Raw genomic sequence first — 10,672 nt, forward strand, 5'->3', positions numbered from 1 at the left:
GCGGAATCAGAGGGCCGCCATAACAACACGCCCCACTCTTCCTCGCCGGCGTGCACACGGTCGAACAGCTGCCGCTCGGCTTCCAGGCCAGCCTCGACACTGACACGCCAGATCTGGCTCATGACAGTTCGCCTCCTTCGATTCGCTGGCACAGGTCATCGATGAAGTCCGCGGCAGGTGCGCCGTTGACAGCCCGGTGATCGAAGGTCAGCGAAAGCCCCATGAAATCGCGCTCCACCAAAGAACCATCGGTGTCCCGTTGTAGACGACGCTGGACGCCTCCTAGCCCGATGATGGCCACCTGGGGAACATTGAGAATGGGGGTGAAAAAACGCACCCGCGACAGCCCCAGGTTGGTCACGGTCACCGTGGCACCCGTTAGCTCCTTCACCGAGAGTTTTCCGGACAGTGCCTTGTCCACCAGGGCCCGGCGTGCCAGCGCCAGGCCCTCCGCATCCAGCTGATCGGCATCGAACAGTGCAGGCGCCACCAGGAGATCGTCCGGCAGCGGGATCGCCAACCCCAAATGCACCGAACCGTGCCGCGTGATCTGATTATCCGTCAGGGTCGCATTGAGTCCCGGATGGTCCTTCAGGGTTCGTACGATCTCGAACAGCAGCAGGTCCTGGAGCGACACCACGCTACCCGCAGCCTTCAGCTTCGCTCTTTTAGCCTGAAGGGCAGTCAGTTCGCACTCGGCATGGTGAGTGAGTTGTGCTGCGGTCTGCAGGCTCTCGTTCATCTTCGCAGCGATCATTTTGCGCATGCCTTTCAAGGGCACGGTGCTACCGGTACCGGCAGCTGGAGTCTGCATTTGCCCCATGGCTCACTCCACCAATCCGATGGTCGCGCCCTTGCCGACCACCGCGTCTTCTACTTCAAGGATCTTCAGCAAGCCGGAAGCCGGAGCCTCGATTTCGAATTGCGCCTTCTCGGACATGATCTCGGCCACCAGGTCGCCCTGGCCAACTTCGGCGCCGTCACTGACCAGCCAGGAGGTGATCACGGCTTCGGCATCGCCTTCCCAGAGGTCGATTGGAATCAGGATTGGGTTAGACATGGTGTTATTCCTCGTTCTTCAGGTTTTGGTAGGCCGCGACGATCTTGGCGGCGGAAGGCAGTGCCCACTGTTCCATGGGTGGGGTGAAGGGAATCGGGATATCGGGGAAGGCGACACGCTGCGGCCGCGCCTTGAGCATGCCGATATCGTGCTCGACGACGCTGGCGATGATTTCGCCGCTGACACCGAAGCTGTGGTAGTCCTCGTCGACCACAATCAGCCGCCCGGTCTTGCGCACCGACTCGATGACGTGCTCGCGGTCCAGCGGCACGAGACTGCGCAGGTCCACCACTTCAGCGCTGACGCCCTGCTGCTCCAGTTGCTGGGCGGCGCGCAGTGCGTGGTGCACACCGGCGCCGAGGCTGACGATGCTGACGTCGCGGCCCTCACGCACGGTCTTCGCCTTGCCGATCTCCACCGTATAGGGGGCTTCCGGCACCGCCACGGTGGCGCCCTTCTCCGTACCCAGCCAGCCCATGCCCTGCAGGGCCTTGTGGAACAGGTAGATCACCGGGTTGTCATCGCGGATGGCGGCGGTCATCAGACCCTTGGCGTCATAGGCGTTGCTCGGCACCACCACCTTCATCCCCGGTAGGTGCGCGAAAGTGCCGTAGAGGCACTGGGAGTGCTGGCCGGCGTCCGAGTAGCCGGCGCCAGTGGAGGCCATCAGCACCATGGGCACGCTGACCTTGCCGCCGGAGAAGTAGGTGTTCTTCGCCATCAGGTTGTAGATGGCGTCCATGCACACGCCGAAGAAGTCGACGAACATCAGTTCGACGATTGGCCGCATGCCGTCGGAAGCCGCGCCCACGGCGGCACCGATAAAGGCGGTTTCCGAAATCGGCGTGTCGCGGATGCGCGCGCTCCCGAACTCTTCGTGCAGGCCACGGGTATTGCCGAACACCCCGCCGAGCTGGCCGATATCCTCGCCCATTACGAACACGCGCGGGTCGAGGCGCATTTCCTGGGCCACCGCCTCGGCCATGGCGCGGGCGATGGTGAGTTTGCGTTCTTTGATCGCTGCGGACATTTCTCGATTCCTCCGTCTATGGGATCAGTGACGGGCAGCGGCAGGCGCGCTCGGCCTGACGATGATCTTCACGTTCTGGTCCTTGTTGTTCACCAGTTCCTCGAAGCCCTGTTCGAGGATGTGTTCAAGTTCGATTCGCCCGGTGATCAGCGGGGTGACGTCCAGGCGACCGTCGGCAATCAGCGCGATCACATCGGCAAACTCCCCGTTGTAGGCCAGCGCGCCTATGACTTGTTTCTCGGTGGCGACTATCTCGAAGAAGTTGAATTCGCTGGGTTCCTCGAAGATGCCCACCATCACGCAACGGCCACCCTTGCGGATGACATCGATGGCCAGCTTGGCGGTGGCCTTGTGGCCAATGCACTCGAAGGACACGGCAGCGCCGTAGCCCTCGGTGAGCTCGCGCACGGCGGCGATGGCGTCGCACTGGCTGGGATCGATGACTTCAGTGGCCCCCACTTCGAGGGCCTTGGCCTTGCGCGCCGTGGACATTTCCAGGGCGATGATTCGCGCCGCACCGGCGGCGCGGGCGCACATGATGGTGCACAGTCCGATGGTACCGGCGCCGACCACCACCACCGTCTGGCCGAGCAGGCTGCCCGCCTTCTTCACTGCGTGCATGCCCACCGCCAGGGGCTCAATCAACGCACCGGCTTCGGTGGGGAAACCTTCCGGCAAGCGGTACAGCAGGTTGGCGGGAACGTTGACGCGTTCGGCAAAGGCGCCGTTGTTCATCAGCCCGGTGAAGGCAAGGTTCTCGCACAGGTTGTACTGGCCCTGCTGGCAGAACCAGCATTGGCCGCAGTGCTGGCAGGCGTCGGCGGCGACGCGCTCGCCCACGGCGAAATGCGAGACGCCCTCGCCCAAGGCGACGATCTCGCCACAGAACTCGTGGCCGAGGATGCACTGGCCCTTCAAGCCGGTGAGCGGATGGGCTGTGTCGGTGGGAATGAATACCGGCCCGGCCAGGTATTCATGGAGGTCCGAGCCGCAGATACCGCACCACTCGACGCGGATCTGTACCCAGCCGGCCTGCGGTTGCGGCGGGAGGGCGACATCCTGCAGGCGGATGTCGCGACGGCCGTGCCAGACGGCCGCCTTCATGGTTGGTTGTCGGTACATATCGGTCTCCGTTTTGTCGTTGTTATGCCGAGTTCCGTTCACACGAACACCATTTCCAAAGCTTCTTCCGGTGCCGGATAAGCGCTGTCGCGGGCGAATTGCACGGCGGCATCGACACGGCTGCGGGCGCGCTCGTCGATGTCGGCTGCGGCGATTTCGTCCAGCACACCCAGCTCCAGCAGGCGCTGGCGGTAGGCGGGGATCGGGTCCTTGGCCAGCAGGGCCTCCTTCTCGCCGGCCGGGCGGTAGGTTTCGCCGTCGCCCATGAAGTGGCCGGCCAGGCGGTGGGTCTCGATCTCGATCAGGGTCGGCCCTTCCCCAGCGCGGGCAAGGGCGATGGCCTCACCGGCGGCAGCGAATATGGCGTCGGCGTCGTTGCCGGGGACGAACACACCGGGCATGCCATAGGCAGCGGCACGCAAGTAATTGCGCTCGATGGCGGTGGAAGCGGCCTTGGCCACCGAGATGCCCCAAGCGTTGTCCTCGATGACGAACACCACCGGCAGCTTCCACAGCGCTGCCAGGTTCAGCGTTTCGTGGAAGGCGCCCTGGTTCGCAGCGCCTTCGCCCAGATAGGCCACGGCAACGCCAGACTTGCCCTGCAGCTGGCGCGACAGTGCGGCCCCCACGGCTGGGCCCATGCCTTGGGCAATGATGCCGGAGCAGGAGAAATTCACCCTGGCGTCGAACAGGTGCATGTGGCCGCCCCGGCCACCGGACAGGCCGGTCTTCTTGCCGAAGATTTCGGCGACCATCTCGTCCAGGTCGACGCCCTTGGCCACGGCTATGTGGTGCGGACGATGGGTGGCGGTGACGATGTCTTCGGCCGTCAGATGGGCGCAGACACCCACGGCGCAAGGTTCCTGACCGTTGGACAAGTGCATTTCGCCGGGGATGGGCCCGTTGGCCATGTTGAAGACCGGCGTCTTGCCTTCCATGTAGATGCGTTCGATGGACTCTTCCAGGTAGCGGCTGACGAGCATCTGCTCGAGCATCCAGCGGCGCTGGTCGTTACTGGGTGTGGTCATGGAGTCGGCTCCTCAGAGGGCGCGCTGATTGATCAGCGAGCCGATGTGCTCGGCCTGGCGCAGGGCCAGGGCGACAATGGTCAACGTCGGGTTCTGCCCGCCGCTGGTGGTGAACTGGCTGCCGTCGGAGACGAACAGGTTGGGGATGTCGTGGCTCTGGCCCCACTTGTTAACCACGCCGTCGGCGGCCTTGGCGCTCATGCGGTTGGTGCCCATGTTGTGGCTGGCCGGGTAGGACGGCAGGCGGATGACTTCCGTGGCGCCGACCGCCTCGTAGCACTTGCGGGTCTGCTCCACGCCGTGGTCGCGCATGGCGTTGTCGAAGGGATGGTCGTCCTTGTGCACCACCGGAATCGGAAGGCCGTACTGATCCTTCTCGGTGCCATGGAGGGTGATGCGGTTGCTCTCCATGGGCAGGTCCTCGCCGCACAGCCAGACGCCGGACATGTGGTCGTAGCGCTCCATCTTCGCCGTGAAGGCACGGCCCCAGCCCTGCGGGGTCGGGTCGAGGAAGGCGGACATGAACGGCAGACCGAGAGAGAGGATTTCCAGCCGGTAACCGCCTACGAATCCGCGCGAGGTATTGTTGTAGGACTCGTCGGAGATGATCCCGGCGCAGGTGGTGCCGCGGTACATGTGCACCGGCTTGGGCAGCACCGCGTAGATGCCCGCGGTGGTGTGGCACATGTAGTTGCGCCCCACCTGACCGGAGGAGTTGGCCAGGCCGTCCTTGAACAGCGAGGACTCGGAGTTGAGCAAGAGACGCGGCGACTCGATGGAGTTGCCGGCCACGCATACCACGCGCGCCTTTTGCCGCTGTTGGCGGCCCTCGGCGTCGGCATAGACCACCCCGGTCACCCGGCCGCGGGCGTCATGCTCGATACGCAGCGCCATGCTCTGCGGGCGCACCTCGCAGTTGCCGGTTGCCTCAGCGCGGGGGATGTCGGTGTAGAGAGTCGACCACTTGGCGCCGATGCGGCAGCCCTGCATGCAGAAGCCGATTTGCATGCAACCCGGCCGGCTGTCGTACGGCTGGGTGTTGATCGCCATCGGTCCGGACTGGATTTCCTTGTAGCCGATGCGCTGGGCCCCGGCGGCCAGCACCTTGAAGGAGTTGTGCCACTGGTGGTATGGCATCCCGGTGCTCGGACCGGTCACCCCCATGTGCTTCTCGGCCTTGACGTACCAAGGCTCCAGCTCCTCATAGCTGATCGGCCAGTCCAGCATGTTGGCGCCCTTGATTTCGCCATTCTCGGTGCGCATGCGGAATTCGAAATCGCGAAAGCGCAGGGCGACACCGGCCCAGTGCACAGAACTGCCGCCGACCGCCTTGACGATCCAGGCCGGCAGATTCGGATGATTGCGCGCCACGTCCCAACCGCCGGTGGCAATGCGTTTGTCGAGCCAGGAAATCTTGTTGAACATGGCCCACTCATCGTTCTCGATGTCGGACATCTCGTAACGCTTGCCAGCTTCCAGTACCACGGTACGGATACCTTGCCGGGCCAGGGCGTGGGCCAGGGTCCCGCCGCCGGCGCCCGAACCGATGATGACGACGACATCGCTGTCGTCCTGGGAGAATTTCGCTGCCATGGGGTTAACCCTCATTGTTGGAATGGATGGAGCCGCGAAGGGAGTGGCCGCTCAGAGCCAGTCGAGGTCGTTGAAGCCACGCGCGATGTAACCTCCCTTTTCCACCGACGAGCCCTCGTAGCCGAACAGGGGGAACAGGGTCTTGTTGTCGTAGAGGCCGAACATCAGCGCGCTGCGGGTTTCACGGAAGAAGGGGGTGGTTTCGATCTCGCGCAACAGCGCAACGCGGTCGTCTTCGTTGGCGATCTCCTCGAAGGCTCGGTCATGCACGGATCGGGCGCGGGCCTGCAACGCGTTGATGCCTTCACGAACCAGGTCCGGCTTCTTGCCAACCAGCTCGAACAGCGACTTGGCGTAGGGCGCATCGCCGAGGCGGTCGTGGGGATAGATGTCGCGGCCCATGCGCAGCAGACCGGCGGGCAGCTGGGGCAGCACGTCGTCGGCGAGGACTTTGACCGGGATGAGCTGACCGGCGACGGCGGTGGCGCCGATGATCAGTGCGGACTGACCCGATAGACTGAGGAAGCGTCGGCGGCTCAGGGGACCGCTCAGGGAAGAAGAGTCATGCATGGCAGAGCTCCAGGCTATTGCCGGCACGCCTGCAAGGTGGGAACAGGTGTGGCCGACGTTATTGTTATTCGTCCGGGTGCCTTTTCGGCCCCTCGATAACCATGGAGCAGCTTGTGTGCCAACGCAGGGACTTATCCCTAACCATTTGTTTTTATGAGTATTTATCCAAAAATCGAGACGTCTTGGAGGCAGGATCTGTAAAGCGACGGCTTTACACCTGTAAGCATCCTTCCAATCGGTTTACAGCCGCATGGAAGTCAATTTGGTGTCATGGACGCCTCCTCTGTCCCGCCGAGAAGAACCCGTAAAAAAGGGCCCGTGGGCCCCAAGGGAACGGACCGTCCAGACCGTTCAGAAAACCTGCATCAGGCGTATGTTCAACCTGTGCTCTTCGCGAAAGCCGTTCTCCACCGCGAAGTCCCGCCCATAGGTGGCCGCGACCTGAGTCTTCGGCAGGAAAAACCAGGAGAAGCCAAGGTTCCACTTGCCGGTCTCCTGGCGGTCATCCAGTTGGAGGTCATCGACACGGCTAGCGCCGCCATCGAGCCACGACAGGCCGGCGCGCACGTCCGCCTGCGGGGTCAACTGGTAGCGCAGGAAGCCTTGGTACTGGTAGCTGGGTTTCTGCCGCTGGGTCCAGCGGCCGCTGCCGTAATGGTTGTTGCGCCCGTAAAACATGACATCGGCGGCCAGGTCCAGAGAGAGGTTTTCGGTAAGCCCGGTAACGTAGGCGGCCTGCACGTTCAGCTTCCAGCGGTTCTCGCCCAGGTTGAGATCGTCATCGGCGTCGTACTCGCCCAAGGGCAGGAACAGATAGGGAGTGATGCCCAAGTAGCGGCGACGCTCCGGTTCATTGATCAGCCAGAGAGGCATGGCAAGGATCGGATCGGCCAGGCCACTGGAGTCGCCCAAGCCCTGGCGTCCGTCCAGGCGCCCGAATGGCAGCAGCACTTGAGGCGCCACGCGATAGCCTCCGATGTCGGAATAGTGGACCAGGCGCAATATCCCGATCTCCGAGTCCAGCCCCGGCGCGTCGGGTAGGCTGTGCCCCGCGCGGTACAGCCGATCACGCTCGGCCCCTTGCAGGTACAGCAGGCCCAAGGTGGTGCCGGCAGGTGCAGCCACATAGTCACCGGCATCGAGATCCAACGCCCTGGCCGGCCACGTTGCGGAGAGTCCGCTGGCAAGCAGCACGAGGCCCCACGCAGCGGCCCAGGTTCGGTTGTCGAGTGACGAGGGACCAGTCAGGCTGGTCCGTTGCAGGTAAGGCAGCATCGAGCATCCTCGTTTCTTGTTGTAGTACCCCGGTGGGGGCCGGGGTAGCGCGGCGCAGAATGCGTGCCAAACCGTTGGATGATCCTTCAAGGCCCTGAATAAAAAGGATTTCTCAGCCACGAGAAGAAAGCCCGATGTTCTCCTTCGAGTGTTCGGGGTATTACAGGTGTAAGTAAGAAAGATGCGTCTGACCTCGACTAACAGGCAGGTGACGTCGGAGGGCTAAACTCGTAAGGTGATTGCACCGGTGCCAGGCAGCTCCCTGTGCAGCCGGTCAACAAGAACAAGATCGTCACGGATCTCGGGCGCCTCACCCTCGAGTCCGGGAGGCCGCATGAGCATCATTTCGACCCCCAGCCTGCATATCGACACCGTGCTGTCCTACGCCAGTGACGGTGCTGGGCACGAATCCATCATCACCCGCTCCTGGAAACGCTGTATCCAGGATTACGGCCTGGATCCGGCAAAGCCAGCGCCTCCGCGTTTCGTCCCGCGTCAGGTGTTACGAGAACACCAGGACCATGCAGACGAGCTGATCAATGTGGCGCGGGCCGGTGTCGAGCAGTTGTACCGGCACATCGCCGAACTCGGCTACGTCATACTCCTCACCGACAACCGGGGCATCACCGTACAGTTTCTCGGTGATCCGCTGGATGAAGCGGCACATCGCAAAACCGGCCTTTATCTGGGGGCCGACTGGAGTGAGGATCATGCCGGGACCTGCGCAGTGGGAACCTGCATCAAGGAGCAGCAGCCGCTGACCTGTCACCATCATGACCATTTCAGCGCTCACCACGTCGCACTGACTTGTACTGCCGTCCCCATCTTCAATCCCCAGGGGCAGCTGTTGGCGGTACTTGATATCTCGGCATTGAAATCGCCGCCGTCCAAGGACTCGCAGCTATTTGCCCTGCAACTGGTCAAGCAGTACGCACGGATGATCGAAGATGCCTACTTCCTGCGTCGCTACCGTGAAGCGCACATCCTCTGCTTCGACCGATCCCGCGAGTTCGTCCTGATCAATCGCCAGTACCTGCTGGCGCTTGCCGGGGACGGCAGTCTTCTGGCAGCCAACACCGCGGCCCGGGGGTTGCTCGGCGATTGTGGCCTGCAGTTGGCGGAGCGACCGTCGGCTCTGGCAAGAAGGATTGGCATCCAGGATCTGTTCGACTGCGTGCCTGAAGATATCTTCAGCATTCCTCACGCCAGTCCCGACCAAGTACGAGCCTTCCGCACTCACCGACAGAACGCCCTGTTCTTTGCCGCATTGATGGAACCCAGCCGTGCGCCTGCTGCCCCTCAGGCCCAGCGCACCAATCAGGAAAGCTGCCCACTGGACGAGTTGGCCGACGACGACCCTGTCATGCGCAAAATGCTGGCGCGTGCCAAGCGACTGTGCAGCGAGCCGCTGAACGTACTGCTCAATGGCGAAACCGGTACAGGCAAAGAGCGCCTTGCCCGCGCCTTGCACGACAGCAGCAACAGGCGGAAAGCCCCCTTCATCGCCATCAACTGCGCTGCGATGCCCGAATCATTGATCGAGAGCGAACTCTTCGGTTACCAGCCCGGCACCTTCACTGGGGCACGCAGCAAGGGTATGCGAGGACTGATCCAGCAAGCCGATGGCGGCACGCTCTTCCTGGATGAAATCGGTGACATGCCACTGCACCTGCAGACACGGCTCCTGCGCGTACTTGCCGAGCAGGAAGTGATGCCGCTGGGCGGCGAGAAGCCGATCAAGGTCGATATCCGTGTCATCGCGGCGAGTCACCGCGACCTGCGGCAAATGATCGAACAAAGCGAGTTCCGCGAAGACCTCTACTACCGCCTCAATGGCGCAATCTTGCGCCTGCCGGCACTGCGCGAACGGGCCGACAAGAATTACCTGATAGAACGCATATTCAGAGAGCTCTGTGATCAACGCCAACGTCCCGCTCGAATCCGGGGCGACGCCATGAGTGCTCTCCTCGGCTACGCCTGGCCAGGCAATATTCGCGAGTTACGCAATGCGCTGCAATTTGCCCTGGCCACTGCCGAGACGGATGAAATCACGGTCAACGACCTGCCCGAAGAATGCCTGCCGAGCGTCAATCCAAGGCCGGTCATGAGTTCTCTTCCGGGCCAAGAGCAGCAGACCTCCCATGGGCGTGCAATCGAAGATTGCTTGCGCCGACAGCGCTGGAATGTCAGCGCTGCGGCGCGTGAGTTGGGTATGTCCCGCCCGACCCTATATCGCTGGATGAAACTTCATCACATCGTTCCGCCCAACGCCCTGGACAGCTGAACGATGACCTCAAGTGCCCTGGCCGACCACGCGGGGGCCGGCCGGGCCATTGCGCCGAATCAGTGTTCAGGCGTGCGCGGATCCCACAAAAGGCGCGTCAACCCTCTCTCATAGCCCATCCCGTCGGGGAAGCTGACCAGTTCCAGCTGTAGGCCCCAGGGCGCCAGAAAGTACACCCACGTCAGTCCTTTGGCTGGGCCTTCGGTAAAGGTCGATGGAGTATCCAGTACCTGTACGCCACGGGACTTGAGGTAGTCGACCGCAGCCACCATATCGTCGACATAGAACGCTAGATGGTGTCCACCGACATCACTGTTACGGGGCAACCGGCGATTCTGGTCTGGCGCCGAATATTCGAAAATCTCCAGGTTGGTGCCATTGCCGCAGCGAACCATCTGGAAATCGCGAATGGCTGCTCGCGGATGCACGTTGAGATGCCGCTCCATCCAGTCGTCTTCAAAACGGAACTCGCCGAACGTGAAGTATGGCTCGCAGCCAAGCACCTCGACGAAGAAGGCAACGGCCTCTGAAAGGTTTGGCACTGTGATGCCGATATGTTGCATTCCGCGCATTCCGGGCAGAGCGCCATTCGGATTGTAATTTTGGGTCATGAGGGCCTCGATTGTTGTTGTTGGAGACTCGGTAGCTCGGCGCTACCAGACTCCCCATTGCACACTCGATACCAAAAGCTAACCCATTGATTTAGAAGA

Annotated in this window: 10 protein-coding genes; 1 reads left to right on the top strand and 9 read right to left on the bottom strand. The window is 62.4% G+C overall.

Annotated features, from left to right (window positions below; translation table 11 throughout):
• Positions 1-118: 118 nt before the first annotated feature.
• The 8 genes from E8F06_RS00090 to E8F06_RS00125 all read right to left on the bottom strand — a co-directional run bounded on the left by E8F06_RS00090 (position 119) and on the right by E8F06_RS00125 (position 7,678).
• A complete protein-coding gene (locus E8F06_RS00090; protein WP_280362972.1) occupies positions 119-823 on the bottom strand; it encodes a 2-oxo acid dehydrogenase subunit E2 in 705 nt (234 codons plus the stop codon).
• A gap of 3 nt (positions 824-826) precedes the next feature.
• On the bottom strand, positions 827-1,060 hold the full coding sequence (locus tag E8F06_RS00095) for a lipoyl domain-containing protein (RefSeq protein WP_280362974.1): 234 nt from the start codon (positions 1,058-1,060) through the stop codon (positions 827-829).
• 4 nt (positions 1,061-1,064) lie between these two features.
• A complete protein-coding gene (locus E8F06_RS00100; RefSeq protein ID WP_190832110.1) occupies positions 1,065-2,090 on the bottom strand; it encodes an alpha-ketoacid dehydrogenase subunit beta in 1,026 nt (341 codons plus the stop codon).
• 24 nt (positions 2,091-2,114) lie between these two features.
• A complete protein-coding gene (locus tag E8F06_RS00105) occupies positions 2,115-3,194 on the bottom strand; it encodes a 2,3-butanediol dehydrogenase (protein ID WP_280362988.1) in 1,080 nt (359 codons plus the stop codon).
• Positions 3,195-3,250: 56 nt separating this feature from the next.
• On the bottom strand, positions 3,251-4,240 hold the full coding sequence (locus tag E8F06_RS00110; protein ID WP_280362976.1) for a thiamine pyrophosphate-dependent dehydrogenase E1 component subunit alpha: 990 nt from the start codon (positions 4,238-4,240) through the stop codon (positions 3,251-3,253).
• Positions 4,241-4,252: 12 nt separating this feature from the next.
• The gene (locus E8F06_RS00115) at positions 4,253-5,833 is read right to left on the bottom strand and encodes a GMC family oxidoreductase (protein ID WP_280362978.1); all 1,581 of its coding nucleotides are present in this window, start codon (positions 5,831-5,833) and stop codon (positions 4,253-4,255) included.
• Positions 5,834-5,884: 51 nt separating this feature from the next.
• Positions 5,885-6,403: a transcriptional initiation protein Tat gene (locus tag E8F06_RS00120; protein ID WP_280362980.1), complete on the bottom strand. Its 519-nt coding sequence runs from the start codon at positions 6,401-6,403 to the stop codon at positions 5,885-5,887.
• A gap of 351 nt (positions 6,404-6,754) precedes the next feature.
• Positions 6,755-7,678, bottom strand: coding sequence for a transporter (locus tag E8F06_RS00125; RefSeq protein WP_280362982.1), 924 nt, complete (start codon positions 7,676-7,678; stop codon positions 6,755-6,757).
• A 334-nt stretch (positions 7,679-8,012) separates the two neighbouring features.
• Here E8F06_RS00125 and E8F06_RS00130 point away from each other — a divergent pair, with 334 nt between their 5' ends.
• Positions 8,013-9,962: a sigma-54-dependent Fis family transcriptional regulator gene (locus E8F06_RS00130; protein WP_280362984.1), complete on the top strand. Its 1,950-nt coding sequence runs from the start codon at positions 8,013-8,015 to the stop codon at positions 9,960-9,962.
• Between the two features lie 59 nt (positions 9,963-10,021).
• Here E8F06_RS00130 and E8F06_RS00135 read toward each other — a convergent pair whose 3' ends face one another.
• Complete coding sequence (locus tag E8F06_RS00135; protein ID WP_280362986.1) at positions 10,022-10,573, bottom strand: VOC family protein; 552 nt, start codon at positions 10,571-10,573, stop codon at positions 10,022-10,024.
• Positions 10,574-10,672 lie beyond the last annotated feature (99 nt).

Source organism: Pseudomonas sp. BN411, from assembly GCF_029871235.1.
Lineage (GTDB): Bacteria > Pseudomonadota > Gammaproteobacteria > Pseudomonadales > Pseudomonadaceae > Metapseudomonas.